16 protein-coding genes are annotated in these 16,395 nt (G+C 74.8%); 7 read left to right on the top strand and 9 right to left on the bottom strand.

Annotated elements, in window-relative coordinates; all coding sequences use genetic code 11:
- Nucleotides 1–14: 14 nt before the first annotated feature.
- The 4 genes from BLT39_RS20715 to BLT39_RS20700 all read right to left on the bottom strand — a co-directional run bounded on the left by BLT39_RS20715 (nt 15) and on the right by BLT39_RS20700 (nt 3,950).
- Nucleotides 15–1,133 carry an SdiA-regulated/phytase-like domain-containing protein gene (locus BLT39_RS20715; RefSeq protein ID WP_242658590.1) on the bottom strand — a complete coding sequence of 373 codons (1,119 nt, stop codon included), beginning with the start codon at nt 1,131–1,133 and terminating at the stop codon, nt 15–17.
- Nucleotides 1,105–1,821, bottom strand: coding sequence for a phosphatase PAP2 family protein (locus tag BLT39_RS20710; RefSeq protein WP_091068758.1), 717 nt, complete (start codon nt 1,819–1,821; stop codon nt 1,105–1,107). Before BLT39_RS20710 ends, BLT39_RS20715 begins: the two co-directional genes overlap by 29 nt.
- Before the next feature lie 39 nt (nt 1,822–1,860).
- Nucleotides 1,861–3,360, bottom strand: a complete 1,500-nt coding sequence (gene hflX, locus BLT39_RS20705; protein ID WP_091068756.1) for a GTPase HflX — start codon at nt 3,358–3,360, stop codon at nt 1,861–1,863.
- A 74-nt stretch (nt 3,361–3,434) separates the two neighbouring features.
- Complete coding sequence (locus tag BLT39_RS20700; protein WP_091068753.1) at nt 3,435–3,950, bottom strand: ArsR/SmtB family transcription factor; 516 nt, start codon at nt 3,948–3,950, stop codon at nt 3,435–3,437.
- 57 nt (nt 3,951–4,007) lie between these two features.
- Here BLT39_RS20700 and BLT39_RS20695 point away from each other — a divergent pair, with 57 nt between their 5' ends.
- Complete coding sequence (locus BLT39_RS20695) at nt 4,008–5,285, top strand: MFS transporter (protein ID WP_091068750.1); 1,278 nt, start codon at nt 4,008–4,010, stop codon at nt 5,283–5,285.
- Here BLT39_RS20695 and dapF read toward each other — a convergent pair.
- Genes dapF through BLT39_RS20680 form a run of 3 tightly spaced genes read right to left on the bottom strand, consistent with a single transcriptional unit; the run spans nt 5,263 to nt 7,792 of the window.
- Entirely contained in the window at nt 5,263–6,156 is an 894-nt protein-coding gene (gene dapF / locus BLT39_RS20690; protein ID WP_091068746.1) for a diaminopimelate epimerase, read from the bottom strand. The two genes, BLT39_RS20695 and dapF, sit on opposite strands and share 23 nt — an antisense overlap.
- Complete coding sequence (miaA, locus tag BLT39_RS20685; protein ID WP_091068743.1) at nt 6,153–7,058, bottom strand: tRNA (adenosine(37)-N6)-dimethylallyltransferase MiaA; 906 nt, start codon at nt 7,056–7,058, stop codon at nt 6,153–6,155. The genes dapF and miaA overlap by 4 nt, the downstream gene beginning before the upstream one ends.
- Nucleotides 7,055–7,792: a class III extradiol ring-cleavage dioxygenase family protein gene (locus BLT39_RS20680; protein WP_091068740.1), complete on the bottom strand. Its 738-nt coding sequence runs from the start codon at nt 7,790–7,792 to the stop codon at nt 7,055–7,057. The genes miaA and BLT39_RS20680 overlap by 4 nt, the downstream gene beginning before the upstream one ends.
- A 41-nt stretch (nt 7,793–7,833) precedes the next feature.
- Between BLT39_RS20680 and BLT39_RS23435 the strand changes: the two genes are divergently transcribed.
- The gene (locus BLT39_RS23435) at nt 7,834–9,636 is read left to right on the top strand and encodes a DUF349 domain-containing protein (protein ID WP_091068737.1); all 1,803 of its coding nucleotides are present in this window, start codon (nt 7,834–7,836) and stop codon (nt 9,634–9,636) included.
- Nucleotides 9,637–9,686: 50 nt separating this feature from the next.
- Here BLT39_RS23435 and BLT39_RS20670 read toward each other — a convergent pair whose 3' ends face one another.
- Nucleotides 9,687–10,853, bottom strand: coding sequence for a DUF4192 domain-containing protein (locus BLT39_RS20670; RefSeq protein WP_091068734.1), 1,167 nt, complete (start codon nt 10,851–10,853; stop codon nt 9,687–9,689).
- A gap of 81 nt (nt 10,854–10,934) precedes the next feature.
- Nucleotides 10,935–12,416, bottom strand: coding sequence for a tRNA (N6-isopentenyl adenosine(37)-C2)-methylthiotransferase MiaB (gene miaB / locus BLT39_RS20665; protein ID WP_091068731.1), 1,482 nt, complete (start codon nt 12,414–12,416; stop codon nt 10,935–10,937).
- A gap of 139 nt (nt 12,417–12,555) precedes the next feature.
- Between miaB and BLT39_RS20660 the strand changes: the two genes are divergently transcribed.
- The 5 genes from BLT39_RS20660 (at nt 12,556) to BLT39_RS20640 (ending at nt 16,369) form a co-directional block, all read left to right on the top strand.
- Complete coding sequence (locus BLT39_RS20660) at nt 12,556–13,311, top strand: amino acid ABC transporter ATP-binding protein (RefSeq protein WP_242658589.1); 756 nt, start codon at nt 12,556–12,558, stop codon at nt 13,309–13,311.
- Nucleotides 13,312–13,341: 30 nt separating this feature from the next.
- The gene (locus BLT39_RS20655) at nt 13,342–14,235 is read left to right on the top strand and encodes a glutamate ABC transporter substrate-binding protein (RefSeq protein WP_091068726.1); all 894 of its coding nucleotides are present in this window, start codon (nt 13,342–13,344) and stop codon (nt 14,233–14,235) included.
- 87 nt (nt 14,236–14,322) lie between these two features.
- Complete coding sequence (locus tag BLT39_RS20650) at nt 14,323–14,973, top strand: amino acid ABC transporter permease (protein WP_091068723.1); 651 nt, start codon at nt 14,323–14,325, stop codon at nt 14,971–14,973.
- Nucleotides 14,970–15,866, top strand: a complete 897-nt coding sequence (locus BLT39_RS20645) for an amino acid ABC transporter permease (protein ID WP_091068720.1) — start codon at nt 14,970–14,972, stop codon at nt 15,864–15,866. Before BLT39_RS20650 ends, BLT39_RS20645 begins: the two co-directional genes overlap by 4 nt.
- A 68-nt stretch (nt 15,867–15,934) precedes the next feature.
- Nucleotides 15,935–16,369, top strand: coding sequence for a hypothetical protein (locus BLT39_RS20640; protein WP_091068717.1), 435 nt, complete (start codon nt 15,935–15,937; stop codon nt 16,367–16,369).
- Nucleotides 16,370–16,395: the final 26 nt, after the last annotated feature.

Below are 16,395 nucleotides of genomic sequence, written 5' to 3'. Positions count from 1 at the left end.
CGCCCGGCCCGGGGTCAGCGACGGCGGATGCGGCTGACCCCGGCCACCAGGACGGCCGCGGCGATGGCAGCGATGGCACCGGCGCTCCACGGCGACAGGGGCGACCCGTCCGCCGCGGCCGGGGCGCCCGCACCGTCGGCGGGTTCGGTGGCCGCGGCCGGTGCGAGGGCGCCGACGGCGGGGAGCACGGTGACCGCGGCCGGCAGGCCCTCACCGGTCACCACCAGGCTGCGGGCGTCGGCGGCGAAGGCGATCGCCTCCCCCTGCGGGGAGGCCGGCAGCGGCACGACCGTCGGCGGACCGGCCAGGGCGGCCGGGACGTCGGAGCCGGCCAGCGGCCACACGTAGGCGTCGGTGTAGGTGCGCAGCACCAGCGCCGCGCCGTCGGGGCTGACGGCACCGCCGGTCACCATGAGCTGACCGGCTCGGCCGACCGGACCGCCCTCGGTGCCGGTGAGGGTGAAGGCCAGGTCCGCGACCCGGGTCAGGGGCACGGTGGACGCCGCGTCGAGGGCCTGCGCGGGCCGGTAGACCTCGCTGTGCCCGAGCACGTCCTTGGTGACGACGTAGGGCGTGCCGTCCGGGGCCAGCAGCAGCGCCTCGGCGTCGCGGGGCCCGTCCGGGTAGCTGAGCCGGTACACCGGGGCGCTGCCGTCGGGTGCCAGCGCGATGAGCGCCACGGTGGACCGGCTCAGCCGGTTGTCGCCGGTGTCGGCCAGCCACACGGTCCCGTCGGCGGCCAGGGCCATGTCCTCGGGGTCGTAGGGGTCCACGGGCGCCGTCCGGACGCCGGTGACCGCGCAGCCGGCGTCCAGCTCGTAGACGGTCACGGCGTCCCCGCCGTCGTTCATGACCAGCGTCGTGCTGCCAGCGACGGCCAGGCCGGAGATCTCGGGCAGCCGGGTGTCGGTCACCGAGCAGGGCTGCTGCGGGTCGCCGTACAGCGCGGCCGCGCCCTCCTGCGCGGCGGCGGTGTCCACGCCGCGCTGCGGCACGCCGCCGGAGAGGAAGGCGCCCGGCAGGAACGGCCCGGCCAGCACCGCGGTGCACAGCACGGCGGCGACGGGCAGCCGGCTGAGGGCCCGGGACCGTGGGGTCCGGGCCTCAGGCAGCCGTTCGCCGTCCTCGAGCACGCACCGAGCGTGACAGGACAGTTGCGTCGAGTGCGTGCACCACGCCCAGCAGGACCACCCCCACGGCCCCTCCCACGAGTGCATCCGTGACCCAGTGGAAGTCCAGCGCCACCATGGCCACACCCGTCACGACCGGACCGACCACCGAGAGCGCCCAGAACACCCGCTGGGCCCGTGCCGGGAGGCCGTACTGCACGGCCTGCCACCGGGCGACGCCCCACATCAGGACGGCGTTGGCCACGTGCCCGGAGGGGTAGGACGCACCGTCGCGGTGGAAGAACGACCCGGGGTAGGCCGGCGCGGTGCGTCCGGTGCCGTACTTGAAGGCGTAGACGACCGCGGTGAGCAGCGCGAGGGCGACGACCACCCGCACCAGGGGCAGCAGCGTGCGGCGCCGCCAGGCGATCGCCCCCACCAGCCCGGCGAGGACCACGAGGATGGTCACGCGGCCACCGGCCTGGGTCAGCACCCAGACCGGCCAGTACGCCGCGGAGTCCCGCAGGCCCCAGTCGCTGACGACCTCGGAGACGCTGAGGTCCATCCGCTCGAGCGCACCGCGGGAGAGCAGGTTGACCGTCACCAGGACGGTCAGCACCACCCCGAGCGCCACCGCCCACCACGGCGGCCGGCCGGTCCCGATCACTGCGGGCCCGCGCGGGGCGGGCGCCGCGGCGCTCGGGGTGCTCATCCGGTCACGGTACCGGTCCGGCCGTGACCTCCCCGTGACTCAGGACCCGGGTGCGGTGAACGGGTCCAGCGCCGCGGCCAGCGCGCCGTCGACCCGGGCGTGCAGCCGGGTGCCGTCGGCGCAGAACTCCTCGCTGAGCACCTCGCCGTCGGCGTGCACCCGCGACACCAGGTCACCCCGGTCGAAGGGCACGAGCACGTCCACGTCGACGTCCGGGTGCGGCAGCCGGGCGGCGATGACCGCCCGGAGCTCCTCGATCCCCTCCCCCGTCGCCGCCGACACCCACTGGGCGCCGGGCAGCGCCTGGCGCAGCGCCAGCACGTCGTCGTGGGCCATGGCGTCGACCTTGTTCACCACGACCAGCTCGGGGACGGCGGCCGCGTCGATGTCCCGGAGGACGACGTGGACGGCGTCGATCTGGCCCAGCGGGTCGGGATCGGAGCCGTCGACGACGTGCACGAGCAGGTCGGCCGCGGCCACCTCCTCCAGCGTGGAGCGGAAGGCGTCGACGAGCTGGTGCGGCAGGTGCCGGACGAAGCCGACGGTGTCGGTGAGGGTGTAGTCGGCCCCGTCGGGGGTCTGCGCACGCCGCACGGTCGGGTCCAGGGTGGCGAACAGGGCGTCCTGGACCAGCACACCGGCGTCGGTGAGCCGGTTGAGCAGGCTGGACTTGCCGGCGTTGGTGTAGCCGGCGATCGCCACCGAGGGCACCTTGTTGCGGTCGCGGCCCGAGCGCTGCGTGGCCCGTGCGGTCGCCATGCCGGCGATCTCGCGGCGCAGCTTGCTCACCCGCGCCCGGATGCGCCGCCGGTCGGTCTCGATCTTCGTCTCACCCGGACCACGGGTACCGATGCCGCCACCGCCGGCGACGCGGCCACCGGCCTGCCGGGACAGCGACTCACCCCACCCGCGCAGGCGCGGCAGCATGTACTGCATCTGGGCCAGCTCGACCTGCGCCTTGCCCTCCCGGGAGGAGGCGTGCTGGGCGAAGATGTCCAGGATCAGCGCGGTCCGGTCGACCACCTTGACCTTGAGGATCTTCTCCAGCTGGTTGAGCTGGCCGGGGGTCAGCTCACCGTCGCAGATCACGGTGTCGGCGCCGGTCCCGGCGACGATCTCCCGGATCTCGGCGGCCTTGCCCGACCCCACGTAGGTGCCGGCGTCGGGCTTGTCGCGGCGCTGGCTGACGGCCTCGAGCACCTGCGACCCCGCCGTCTCGGCGAGGGCGGCCAGCTCGGCCAGCGAACGGTCGGCGTCGGCCGCCGTCCCCTCGGTCCAGACCCCGACCAGCACGACGCGCTCCAGGCGCAGCTGGCGGTACTCGACCTCGGTGACGTCGGCGAGCTCGGTCGACAGCCCCGCGACCCGGCGTAGCGCACCGCGCTCCTCGAGGACGAAGCTGCCGGTGGTGTCGTCCGGGGTGTCCCACTGCCCGCGCGGGGCGGGGCGGGGATCGGTCGGGACGGCGGTGGGCACGGCGGCCTTGGCGGCGCGTGCTGCGGCGTCCTCGAGAACGGCCCGGTTCTGTGCTGTGGTCATCGTCTCCCAGCGTGACACGCTCCCCCGTGGGGGAGCACCTGATTACCTCTGTGCAACGGCCGGGGGCCCGCCGGTCATTCCTCCGGGTGCAGTCCGAGGAACAGCGACCAGCGCTCGCCGTCGGCGTCGGGGGTCCGCTGCGCCCACCGGTCGAGCAGCTGGTGCAGCTCCTCCTCGAACTGCTCGCGGTGCGCCGGGGTCAGGCGCAGCGCGAGCCGGGTGCTCTGCAGCCGCTGCTCCCCCGCCGCGGCCACCTCGGCGAGGAACGCCGCCAGGACCGGGTTGCGGGCCGGCTGCGGGTGGCCGGAGAAGTCCAACTCCCACGACCGCCCGGTGGACCGGTAGGGCACCTCGCGGGCACCACGGGTGCCGCGCCGCGCGGGCTCGGGGACCAGGAAGCCGGTGTCGACCAGCGTGCGCACGTGGTGCAGCACGGACGCCGGGTTGCGGTCCAGCCGGGTGGCGATCTCCCGGTTGGTCAGCGGCCGGTCCAGGCACAGCCGCAGGATCTGCAGCCGGACGGCGGAGGCCAGCGCCCGCGCCTCGGCATCGGTGGCCGGCCGGCGCCCCTCCCACCCCTCACGCGACACGCCTGCAGCCTAGCGACTGATTGACATCTCCCAATCAGTGCGTCCAGGCTGCCCCGCATGACCAGCCTGCTGCGCCACCACGACTTCCGGCAGCTGTGGATCGCCGAGACCGCCAGCCACGTCGGCACCCAGGTCGTCGGGGTCGCGCTGCCGGTGGTCGCCGTGGCGGTGCTGGCGGCGACCCCGCTGGAGATGGGCGTGCTGACCGCCCTGGAGACCGCCGCCTTCCTGCTCATCGCGCTGCCGGCCGGGGCGTGGGTGGACCGCTGGCGCCGGCAGCGGGTGCTGGTGCGCGCGGACACCGTGCGGGCGCTGGCACTGGCCACGATCCCGGTCGCCTACCTGCTGGACGCACTGACGCTGGGTCAGCTCTACGTCGTCGCGGCGGTCGTGGGCACCGCGACGGTGTTCTTCGACGTGGCCTACCAGAGCTACCTGCCCACCATCGTGGACCGCGGTCAGCTCACCGACGGCAACGGCAAGCTGGAGATCAGCCGGGCCGTGGCCCAGGTGGCGGGGCCGGGGCTGACCGGTGTGCTGCTCCGCGTGCTGGCCGCGCCGGTCCTGCTGGTGGTCACCGCCCTGGGCTACCTGCTGTCGGCGTTGTTCGTCAGCCGGATCCGGCACGTGGACGTGGTCCCCGACCGGTCCACCCGCCGGCGGCTGCGCGAGGAGATCGCCGAGGGGCTGGGGTTCGTCGTCCGGCACCGGCTGCTGCGGCGCATCGTGGCCTGCACCGGCACCGCCAACCTGTTCGGCGCGATCACCGGCACCCTGCTGGCCCTCTACGTGCTGCGCACCCTCGGCCTGTCGGAGTCCACCCTGGGCCTGGTGCTGTCGGCAGGCGCCGCCGGCGGGCTGGCCGGGGCGTTCACCGCGGCACCGCTGGGCCGGCTCATCGGCGACGGCCGGGCCATCCCGCTCTCGGCCGTGGCGTTCGGAGCCTTCGCCGCGCTGACCCCGCTGGCGGTCCTGGTCGACGGCCCGGCCCGCATCGTGGCGCTGGTGGCCGGCGGGATCGGGGCCAGCTGGGCGGTCGTGGTCTACAACGTGCTGCAGGTCAGCTTCCGGCAGCGGCTGTGCCCGCCGCACCTGCTGGGCCGGATGAACGCCTCGGTGCGGTTCATCGTGTTCGGCACCATGCCGCTGGGCGGTCTGCTGGGCGGCGTCCTCGGGACGGCGATCGGGGTGGTGCCCGCGCTGTGGGTGGCGGTGGCCGGTCAGCTGCTCGCCGCGGTGCCGGTGGTCATCAGCCCGCTGGTCGGGATGCGCGACCTGCCCCTCGAGCTCGACGAGACCGCGCGGCCCGAGGTCAGCCCAGCCACTCCGGGGTGAACGAGCCGGCGCTGACCACGACGGCCGGCCCGGTGAGCACGGTGGTCTGCTCGCCGACCTCGACCGACAACCGCCCGCCGGGGACGTCGACGGTCACCGTGCCGGCGTGCCGGCCCCCCGCGTCCAGCGCCGCCCAGGCCGCGGCGCAGGCGCCGGTGCCGCAGGAGCGGGTCTCGCCCACCCCGCGCTCGGACACCCGCAGCCGCACGTGCGCGGTGGTGCCGGCCGGGCCCTCCTCGGCGGACAGCACGTTGACCAGCTCGACGTTGACGCCCTCGGGGAACAGCGCCGGGTCGACGGCCGGGGCGCGGGTGAGGTCGAAGGACTCCACCGCTTCGTCGGTCAGGCAGACCAGGTGCGGGTTCCCCATCGACACCCCGGTGCCGGGGTAGCTGCGGCCCTCCACCTGCGCCTCGCCACGACCCAGGGGCCGGGCCGGGCCCATGTCCACCCAGTAGCCGTCGGCGGCGGCACCGACCCGGCGGGGTCCGCCGCGGGTGCCGACCAGCACGCCCGCACGGGCCTCCTCCGCGCTCAGCAGGCCCTCGGCGAGCAGCACGTGCAGGTAGAGCCGGATGCCGTTGCCGCACATCTCGGCGTAGGAGCCGTCGGCGTTGCGGTGGTCCATGAACCAGGTGCAGGCGTCCAGGTGCTCGCCCAGCACGCCCGGGGCGTCGGGGACCAGCGCACTGGGCACGACGCGGAGCACGCCGTCGGCGCCCAGGCCCTCCCGCCGGTCGCACAGCCGGCGGACCAGCGCCGCGTCGAGGCGTCCCTCGGGCCACACGCTCCCGTCGGGGTCGGGCAGCACCACGAAGTCGTTCTCGGTGCCGTGCCCCTTGAGGACCCGTGGCCCGCTCGCGTCGATCACGTCCCGATCGTAGAGAGCGCCCGCTCCAGCAGGCCGGGGTCGGCGGCGTCCAGCCAGGTCACCGCGGCGTCTCGGCGGAACCAGGAGCGCTGGCGGCGGACGAACCGGCGGGTGGTGCGCACCGTCTCCTCCCGCGCCTGCGCGTCGGTCAGCGCGCCGTCGAGCCGCTGCAGCACCTGGGCGTAGCCCAGCGCCCGGGACGCCGTGGGCCCCTCGCGCAGCCCGTCGGCGGCCAGCGCGACGACCTCGTCGACGAAGCCGTCGTCCCACATCCGGTCCACCCGCAGCGCCACGCGCTCGTCGAGCTCGGCGGGGTCGCGGTCCAGGCCGAGCACGACCGCGGGGTAGTGCGGGCGGGGCTCGGGCAGCGAGGCGGCGAAGGGCCGGCCGGTCAGCTGCACGACCTCCAGCGCCCGGACCACCCGCCGGCCGTTGCTCGGCAGGATCGCCGCCGCGGCGGCCGGGTCGACCGAGGCCAGGCGTGCGTGCAGCGCGGCCGGACCGAGGTCGGCGAGCTCGGCGGACAGCTGCGCGCGCAGATCCGGGTCGGTCCCGGGGAACTCCAGCTCGTCGAGCACGGCACGCACGTACAGGCCGGACCCGCCCACCAGCAGGGGGACGACGCCCGCCGCGCGCAACCGGTCGACCTCCGCCCGGGCGCGCTGGCGGTACTCCGCGACGCTGGCCGGCTCGCGGACGTGCCACAGGTCCATGAGGTGGTGCGGCACTCCCCCGCGCTCGGCAGCGGTCGGCTTGGCGGTGCCGATGTCCATGCCGCGGTAGAGCTGCATGGAGTCGGCGTTGACCACCTCGCCGCCCAACCGGTGCGCCAGCTCGACCGCGAGGCCGGTCTTGCCGGTCGCGGTCGGGCCGACCACCGCCACGACGGGCGGAGCGCTCACCGCTGCAGCCACCCGGGCACGCCGTCGGGGACCTCGGCGAGCACCCAGTCCGCGACCAGGTAGCCGACGCCGTGGGGTGCGCTGTCGAGCAGGAGCCGGGCGGTGACGGCCCGCCCGGCGAGGGCGGCGCCCACCGCTGCCCAGGTCGTGGTCCCGGCCGCCAGGAGCCGTTCCCCCTCGGCGAGGTCGGTGCCGGCCAGCGCCACCGGGTCGCCGTCGCGCAGGGCAGCGGCGACGGCGGCGTCGAAGCCGGCCGCCGCGGGGTCGAGGGCACCGGGGGCCTTGGGCGTCCGGCGGGCCGACCCGTCGCCCATCGCGAGGATCCCCACCGGCCCGGGCAGACCGGTGAGCGCCTGAGCCAGGTCACCGGGCGCCACGCCCAGCCGGAGGCCGTCGTACCCGGCCTGGTCCAGCAGCCACGCGCCCACGGCGTGCGGCAGGGGCAGCGGGTGACCGCCGGGCCGCACCCGCCCGGCGAAGGGCACCCGCCCGGTGGCGCCGTACGCCGCGAGGTCCAGGGCGTCACCCGCTCCGTAGCGCACCCCGGCCGGCCCCTCGCCCACCACCAGGACGACGTCGGGACGCAGGCCGAGCACGGTCTGCACCGCCTCCCCGCACGCCACCCGCAGCTGGTCGGTCTCCACGCCCGGCGCCCCCTCCACCGGCGGCAGCAGGAGGGGCGGGTGCGGGCAGAACGCGACGGCGACCAGGGTCGAGGTGGGGTCCGGGCTCACGGGGGGAGTGTCGCCGATCGCACCGTGGAAGACTCTGCTGCGTGTCGAGCACGGAGAACACCGCAGACGTGACCCCGCAGCCGGAGCAGACCGACCAGGTCGCCGGTTCGGACGCCGTCACCCCCGAGGCCGGTACGCCCGCCTCCCCCCAGCCCGAGGACGCCGCCCTGGCCGACCCCACCGCGGAGGCCGCCCCGGCGGACCCCACCGGTGAGGCCCCGCCGGCGCAGGACGGCGCACCGCCCGCCGCGCCCACCGACGGCGAGGGCGGCACCGAGGAGGTGCCCGGCACCGCGGAGGTGGTCGCCGCCGCCGACGTGCCGGCCGCCGGGGACGTGCTCGACGTGTCGGAGACCCCGGCCACCACCGACGCCGTGGGTGCCTCCGACGAGGACGGCGCCGGCGCCGCCGCGGGTGGACCGGGTCCCGTGACCGTGCCCGACGAGGCCGCCGTGGCCGAGGCCGCCGACACCCCGGTCCGGGCCGACGACACCGTCGCCGGCGCCGACCCGGCCGAGACCACCGTGACCACCGGGACCACCCCTGCCGACGGCGCCCCGGCCGCCGAGGCCACCCCGGCGGCCCCGGCCGCCACCCCCGCGGCCCCGGCCGCTCCTGCGGCGCCCGCGTCCGACCCCACCCAGTGGGGGCGGGTCGACGAGGAGGGCACCGTCTACGTGCGCACCGCCGACGGCGGGGAGCGCAAGGTCGGTTCGTGGCAGGCCGGTGAGCCCGCCGAGGGCCTGGCGCACTACGGGCGTCGCTACGACGACCTGGCCACCGAGGTCGGCCTGCTGGAGGCCCGGCTGCGGGCGCACACCGGCAACCCCGCCGAGATCCGCGCCAAGGCGCAGGCGCTGGCCGAGCAGGTGCCCACCGCCGACGTGGTCGGCGACCTGCCTGCGCTGGCCTCGCGGCTGGGCACGATCATCGACGCCTCCGAGGCCGCCGCCGCCGTCTCCCGGGCGGAGAAGGCCAAGGCCCGCGCTGAGCAGGTCGCGCGCAAGGAGGCCCTCATCGCCGAGGCCGAGACCATCGGCGCGGAGTCCACGCAGTGGAAGGCCGCGGGCGACCGGCTCAAGGCGATCGTCGAGGAGTGGAAGACGATCAAGGGCATCGACCGGAAGACCGACGAGGCGCTGTGGACCCGGTTCGCCGCGGCCCGCGACGCGTTCGGTCGCCGCCGGGGCTCGCACTTCGCCGCCCTCGACGTGCAGCGCGGGGAGTCCCGCGCCGCCAAGCAGGAGCTCATCGCCGAGGCCGAGAAGCTGTCCACCTCCACCGAGTGGGGCCCGACCTCGGCGGCCATGCGCAGCCTGATGGACCGTTGGAAGGCCGTCCCCCGCACCGGCCGGGACACCGACGACGACCTGTGGAAGAAGTTCCGCGCCGCGCAGGACGTGTTCTTCAACGCCCGCTCGGAGTCGGACAAGGCCCGCAACTCCGAGCAGAAGGCGAACCAGGAGAAGAAGGAGGCCCTGCTCGCCGAGGCGGAGAAGATCGACCCGACCCGCGACCTGCGGGGCGCGCAGAACGCGCTGCGCAGGATCCAGGAGCGCTACGACGCGATCGGCCATGTGCCGCGCGAGGTGATGCGCTCCCTGGAGGACCGGATGCAGGCCGTGGAGGAGAAGGTCCGCGGTGCGGCCGACTCCTCCCGCCCCCGCGCGGTGGCCGAGAACCCGATGCTGACCTCGCTGCGCGCCGCGGCGGAGAAGGCCGCCGACCAGCTCGCCAAGGCGAAGGCGGCCGGCGACCCCAAGCGGATCAGCGAGGCGGAGGCCAACCTGGCCAGCCGGCAGGAGTTCCTGGCCGCCGCCGAGAAGGCCGGCTCCCGCCGCTGACGGTGCCCTGACCCGGTGCCCTCCCGACGCCGCGTGCCCCCTGCCCGGGGTCACGCGGCGTCGGCGTCCGCGGGCCCGAGCATCGCGGCCCGGAGGACGGCGGGCTCGGCGCCGCCCCGGACGGCCTGCAGCAGCAGCTCGCCCATCGTGGTGGGCTCGCACGCCATCGAGCGCTCGAGCGCCGCCACCGCGAGGACCCCGGCACCCCGGACCCACGCCGTGAACCCCAGCAGCAGCGCCGGGACCGCGGCCAGCTCGTCGGGCAGGCGGGCGTTGAGGTCGGCGCCCAGTGCCTCGACGGCGGCGGTCAGGTCGTCGTCCTCCCCGGAGGCCAGCGTCAGCACGCGGTCGCGCACGGGCACCAGGGTGAGCGAGACGGCGACGCGGGCGACCTCGTCGTCGGGCAGCGCGGACCGGCTGCCCGGGAGGTGGGCGTCGACGGCCGCCCGCACGGCCGCCCACTCCTCGTCGACCACGTCGGGCAGCGACGCCCCCCGGAGCAGCCGGACCTCCAGCTGCGCGTCGGCCCGGGTGCAGGCGTGCACCAGCTCGGCCGAGGGCGGTCGGCTGGGCCAGGCCCGGGCGACCACGGCGTCGCGGTCGGCGTCGACCACCTCGCCGCGGAGCGCGGCGAGGCCGGCCAGCCGGGAGCCCCCCGGGTCCAGCGGGGTGCCGGGCCCGGCCCCGGTCGCCGGGTCGACGTCGGCGTAGCTCCACCACCGGCCGTCCCGGACCAGGACGGCGTCCACCGTCGGGACCCCCAGCGCGGTCAGCTCGTCGACCACGGCGCGCACGAGCGCGCGGCGGGGCAGGTCGGGCACCGTGGGCCGGGCCCCGGCGTCGGAGCGGGGCGCCCCCGGGCCCAGCGGGTCGGGCGGGCCCGCCGCGACCTGGTCGTCGGGGTCGGCGGTCACCACGAACAGCAGCACGCCCGCCGGCCGCACCCTGCCCAGCGGGGCCACCACCTGCGGGGCGACCTCGGCGTCGACCTCGGCGGGCAGCAGGTCCACCCGCAGGTTCAGCCCCAGCCGGCGGTCGGGACGGTCCCCGCCGCCGAGGCACAGGAGGACGAGGGACTCGGTGGGCGGGAAGCCGAGCAGGTCAGGCAGCGCGGCGGCGAACTCACCGGGCCCGGCGCGCAGGGTCGAGGTCGGACCGCGCCGGAGGGGCTGCGGTCGCCGGGGCTGCGGACGCCGGGGACGGCGGGATCGGGGCATGCCGGCAGCCTGCGGCCGGCCCGCGCCCGCCGACAGGCCCCTGCGGGATCTGTGGACAGCCGCCCCGGGTGTGGACGGCGGTCAGCCGCAGGCGGGCGCCAGTGGTAGGGGCGCGGGCACCCCGATCGACGGCATGCCGAGCCCCACACCGCGGGTGGTCGGGCGGACCCCGGCCTCGCTGGCGTCCCCCGCCCGGGTGCGGCGGTGCGACAGCAGCGGCCCGTCGGCGACCAGGAAGTGCGGCTTGGCGTCGGTGATGACGGTCTCGACGACGTCCCCGGGCCGCAAGCCCGGGACCGCGGCGACGTGCACGAGCCGGCCGTCGCGGGCCCGCCCGGACATCCGGCCGCGGTCGGCGTCCTTGCTGCCCTCCCCCGCGGCCATCAGCAGCTCGACGGTGCGGCCGACCAGCGCGCGGTTCACCGCCCAGCTGATCTCCTCCTGCAGCGCGGTCAGCCGCAGGTAGCGCTCCTGGACGACCTCCTTGGGCAGCTGGCCGTCCATCTCGGCGGCCGGGGTGCCGGGGCGCTTCGAGTACTGGAAGGTGAAGGCGCTGGAGAAGCGGGCCTGCGCGACCACGTCGAGGGTGTCGGCGAAGTCCTGCTCGGTCTCCCCCGGGAACCCCACGATGATGTCGGTGGTGATCGCGGCGTCGGGCATGGCGGCCCGGACGCGGTCGATGATGCCGAGGTAGCGGTCCCGTCGGTAGGAGCGGCGCATCCGGCGCAGGACGTCGTCCGACCCGCTCTGCAGCGGCATGTGCAGCTGGTGGCAGACCGCCGGGGTCTCGGCCATCGCGGCGATGACGTCGTCGGTGAAGTCGCGGGGGTGCGGGCTGGTGAACCGCACGCGCTCCAGGCCCTCGACCGCGCCGGTGGCGCGCAGCAGGTCCGCGAACGCGCCGCGCTCCCCCAGGTCGGCGCCGTAGGCGTTGACGTTCTGGCCGAGCAGGGTCACCTCGAGCACGCCCTGGTCGACCAGGGCCTGCACCTCGGCGAGCACGTCACCGGGACGGCGGTCGGCCTCCTTGCCGCGCAGCGACGGCACGATGCAGAACGTGCAGGTGTTGTTGCACCCGACGCTGATGGACACCCAGCCGGAGTAGGCGCTGTCGCGGCGGGCGGGCAGCGAGCTCGGGAAGACCTCGAGGGCCTCCTTGATCTCGACCTGGGCCTCGGCGTTGTGCCGGGCGCGCTCGAGCAGGGCCGGCAGCGAGCCGACGTTGTGGGTGCCGAAGACCACGTCGACCCAGGGCGCGCGGGCCACGATCGAGGCGCGGTCCTTCTGGGCCAGGCAGCCGCCGACGGCGATCTGCATGCCCGGGTGGGCGTCCTTGACCGGGCGCAGGTGGCCGAGGTTGCCGTAGAGCTTGTTGTCCGCGTTCTCGCGCACCGCGCAGGTGTTGAGCACCACGACGTCGGCGTCGGAGCCCTCGGGGGCGGCGGAGTACCCGGCGTCCTCCAGCAGGCCGGCCAGCCGCTCGGAGTCGTGCACGTTCATCTGGCACCCGTAGGTCCGGACCCGGTAGGTGCGGTTCGCGGTGCTCGTCGTTGCGCTCGTCATGACGTCAGCGAGGGTACGGCGCCCGCCGCGGGCCGATCGTGACCAAGTCGTGGCCTGGTGCGGGAACTCATGGTCGTCACACAGGTTCGTTACAGCTTCGTGATCGCCGGCGCCCAGGCGGACCCTAGGGTCGATGTCCGTGACCAGCGCTGCGACCGGAGAACCACTCGTCGAGCTGTCGGGTGTCAACAAGTGGTTCGGCGAACTGCACGTCCTGCAGGACGTCGACCTGACCATCGCCCGCGGCGAGGTCGTCGTGGTGATCGGGCCCTCCGGGTCGGGCAAGTCGACGCTGTGCCGGACGATCAACCGGCTGGAGTCGATCGACCAGGGCCGGATCACCATCGACGGCACACCGCTGCCCGAGGAGGGCAAGGCGCTCGCCGCGCTGCGCAGCGACGTCGGCATGGTGTTCCAGAGCTTCAACCTCTTCGCGCACAAGACGATCCTCGAGAACGTCACCCTGGGGCCGGTCAAGGTCCGCGGGAAGAGCAAGGCCGAGGCCGAGGCGCGCGCCCGGGAACTGCTGGACCGGGTCGGCGTCGGCCACCAGGCCGACAAGGTGCCCGCCCAGCTGTCCGGCGGTCAGCAGCAGCGCGTGGCCATCGCCCGGGCCCTGGCCATGGACCCCAAGGTCATGCTCTTCGACGAGCCGACCTCCGCGCTGGACCCGGAGATGATCAACGAGGTCCTCGAGGTGATGACCTCGCTGGCCCGGGACGGCATGACGATGGTCGTGGTCACCCACGAGATGGGCTTCGCCCGCCGCGCCGCCAACCGCGTCGTGTTCATGGACGCCGGCCGCGTCGTGGAGTCCAGCGACCCCGAGACGTTCTTCACCGCCCCGTCCAGCGACCGGGCCAAGGACTTCCTCTCCAAGATCCTCAACCACTGACCGACCGCACCACCGACAGGAAGAGGACCCATGCGTCTGACCAAGTACGCGGCCGCCGCAGCGGCGTTCGGCGTCGTGCTCACCGGCTGCTCCAGCGAGGCCGGCCAGCAGGCCGCCGAGCAGGAGGCCGACAGCAGCGCGTCGGTGAACACCGAGGCCAGCTTCGAGGCGGGCACGACGATGGCCGAGCTCAACGAGGCCGGCACGATCACCATCGGCACCAAGTACGACCAGCCCGGGTTCGGTCTGCTCAACCCGGACGGCGTCCCCGAGGGCTTCGACGTCGAGATCGCCAAGATCGTCGCCGGCGAGCTGGGCATCGCCGCCGAGGACATCACCTGGACCGAGACCGTCTCGGCCAACCGGGAGCCGTTCATCCAGAACGGGCAGGTCGACCTGGTCGTGGCCACGTACACGATCAACGACACCCGCAAGCAGTCGGTCGACTTCGCCGGGCCGTACTACGTGGCGGGCCAGGACATCATGGTGGCCGCCGGCAACCCCGAGGGCATCGAGGGCCCCGACGACCTGGCCGGGAAGACGGTCTGCTCGGTCGAGGGCTCGACCCCGGCGCAGAACATCCGGGACAACTACCCGCAGGCCAACCTGATCACCTACGACGTGTACTCCAAGTGCGCCGACGACCTGACCAACGGCAACGTGCAGGCCGTCACCACCGACAACGTCATCCTGACCGGGCTCGTCGCCGGCAACCCCGAGGGCTTCGAGCTCGTCGGCAACCCGTTCACCGAGGAGCCCTACGGCATCGGGCTGGCGCTGGGTGACCAGGAGTTCCGCGACTTCGTGAACGACGTCCTCGAGGAGAGCTTCGAGGACGGCCGCTGGGCCGAGGCGTGGGACCGCACCGCGGGCGCCATCACCGGCGAGTCGGCCCCCGAGCCGCCGACGATCGACCGGTACTGACCGGCTGCGGGGCGGTGGTGCCCACCGGCACCACCGCCCCGCTCCCCCTCCCACGACACAGACACAGACGAGGACGGCGCGGGCCCGGTGCAGTTCATCTCCGACAACTCCGACCTGCTGTGGAGCGCGTTCCTCACGACGCTCTCCCTGGCGGTCCTGAGCGGCCTGGTGGCCCTGGTGCTCGGCACCGTGCTGGCCGCCATGCGGGTCAGCCCCATGCTGCCGCTGCGCGGCCTGGCGACGTTCTTCGTCGAGACCTTCCGCAACACCCCGCTGACGGTGGTCTTCTTCTTCCTCGTCTTCGGGATCGTGCAGCTGGACCTGCAGTTCCCGTCCCGCTTCACCGCCGCCGTGGCCGCGCTCGGGCTCTACACCTCGGCGTTCGTCTGCGAGGCCGTCCGGTCGGGCATCAACGCCGTGCCCCCGGGCCAGGCCGAGGCAGCGCGCGCGCTGGGTCTGGGCTTCGGGCAGACGCTGACCACCGTGGTGCTCCCGCAGGCCTTCCGCACCGTGGTGCCGCCGCTGGGCAATGTGTGGATCGCGCTGGCCAAGAACACCTCGATCGCCGCCGGCTTCGCGACGACCGAGCTGACCGCCGCGCTGCAGCGGCTGACCAACGTCAACGGCAACCAGATCCTGCTGGTCTTCGCCGTGATCATCGCGGCCTACCTGGTGATCACGCTGCCGTCCGCCTGGGCCATCCGGGTCATCGAGCGGAAGGTGGCGATCGTCCGATGAGTGCCCAGGCCGTGCTGTTCGACCTGCCGGGCCCGCAGGCCCGCCGCCGTCAGCGCATCGGCACCGTGGTCGGTGCCGTACTCGTCCTCGGCCTGGTCGGCCTGGGGCTGTGGCGGCTGGCCAGCAACGGCCAGCTGGACCCGGCGCGCTGGGCGGTGCTGTTCGACCCGGCCGCCGGCGTGCCGCAGGCACTGGGCGAGGCCCTGCTGAACACGCTGGCCGCCGCAGCCGTGGGCATGGTGGCCGCAACCGTGCTCGGTGCGCTGCTGGCCGTGGGCCGGCTGTCCGACCACGTGTGGGTGCGCGTCCCCGTCGGCGTCGTCGTCGAGTTCTTCCGCGCCGTCCCGCTGCTGATCCTCATCCTGTTCTGCCTGCTGTACCTACCGACCGTCGGCATCCCGATGAACCCGTTCCGAGCACTGGTGCTGGGCCTGACGCTCTACAACATGGCCGTGCTCGCGGAGATCTTCCGGGCCGGGATCCTGTCGGTGGACAAGGGGCAGCGCGAGGCCGCGATGGCCCTGGGCATGCGCAAGACGCAGGTGATGACGCTGGTGCTGCTGCCCCAGGCCGTCCGCCGCATGCTGCCGGTGCTCGTCGCGCAGCTCGTCGTCCTGCTCAAGGACTCGTCGCTGGGCTTCATCGTCGGGTACGTGGAACTGCTGCGGCAGGCGCGCAGCCTGGTCGAGTTCTTCAACTTCCAGTTCGGCAACCTGTACACGTTCCAGCTCTACGTCGCGGCCGCCGTGATCTACATCGTGGTGAACGTGACCCTGTCCCAGGTCGCGAAGGTCGTGGAGCGGCGCACCCGATCGAACGCGAAGACCGCAGCGGTGACCGCACCCACCGACCCCACGTCCACCATCACCCCCGGAGCCGGCGCGCCGGTGTGATCACGCGTAAATAACACGGCGTGCCGCTGCACGCACGGTGGGTTGTGACAGATGAGACTGACGGGACCATGGACACCGCCGCCGCCTTCGCCGCCCAGCCCGACGACGCCTCGGGCACCCCTGCGCTGCACCTCGTGGGCACCGACCCCGAGCAGCTGTTCGTGACCCGTCTGCGGTCCTCGGCGAACCACTTCGCCGCCGCCGCGGGCGCCACGTCCGCGGTGGTCCGGGAGGCCGTGCCGCCGGCCCGCCACCGGCGCTCCCGCTGCCGGGTGGTGCTGCGCTGGGAGGACGGCGCGGAGTCCGACGTGACCTTCCTGGGCCCGGCGCGCCGCGGGGGCCTCGCCGGCCCGGCCGCCCTGGCGACGAGCACCTCGGGCTTCGACGTGGCCATCCAGCAGTGGCTGACCGAGGGCCGGCCGGAGTCGCCGCTGTGGCTGGTGCCCGACGAGGACTCCCCCGCCGGCACCGCCGTCGACGTCGCGGCGTGGCTGTCGACCTGACCGCCCGTCGATCATGCAGTTCCGCC

It is taken from the genome of Klenkia brasiliensis (genome assembly GCF_900100695.1).
Taxonomy (GTDB): Bacteria; Actinomycetota; Actinomycetes; order Mycobacteriales; family Geodermatophilaceae; genus Klenkia; species Klenkia brasiliensis.
Note: the sequence above shows the minus strand (reverse complement) of the source record. Positions and strands in the feature narration are given on the sequence as shown.

What these genes read in the sequence shown, in the direction of transcription:
- BLT39_RS20710 (WP_091068758.1), bottom strand. Translation starts at nt 1,821, where the DNA reads ATGAGCACCCCGAGCGCCGCGGCGCCCGCCCCGCGCGGGCCCGCAGTG.
- hflX (WP_091068756.1), bottom strand. Translation starts at nt 3,360, where the DNA reads ATGACCACAGCACAGAACCGGGCCGTTCTCGAGGACGCCGCAGCACGC.
- BLT39_RS20695 (WP_091068750.1), top strand. Translation starts at nt 4,008, where the DNA reads ATGACCAGCCTGCTGCGCCACCACGACTTCCGGCAGCTGTGGATCGCC.
- BLT39_RS20670 (WP_091068734.1), bottom strand. Translation starts at nt 10,853, where the DNA reads ATGCCCCGATCCCGCCGTCCCCGGCGTCCGCAGCCCCGGCGACCGCAG.
- miaB (WP_091068731.1), bottom strand. Translation starts at nt 12,416, where the DNA reads ATGACGAGCGCAACGACGAGCACCGCGAACCGCACCTACCGGGTCCGG.
- BLT39_RS20655 (WP_091068726.1), top strand. Translation starts at nt 13,342, where the DNA reads ATGCGTCTGACCAAGTACGCGGCCGCCGCAGCGGCGTTCGGCGTCGTG.
- BLT39_RS20645 (WP_091068720.1), top strand. Translation starts at nt 14,970, where the DNA reads ATGAGTGCCCAGGCCGTGCTGTTCGACCTGCCGGGCCCGCAGGCCCGC.
- BLT39_RS20640 (WP_091068717.1), top strand. Translation starts at nt 15,935, where the DNA reads ATGGACACCGCCGCCGCCTTCGCCGCCCAGCCCGACGACGCCTCGGGC.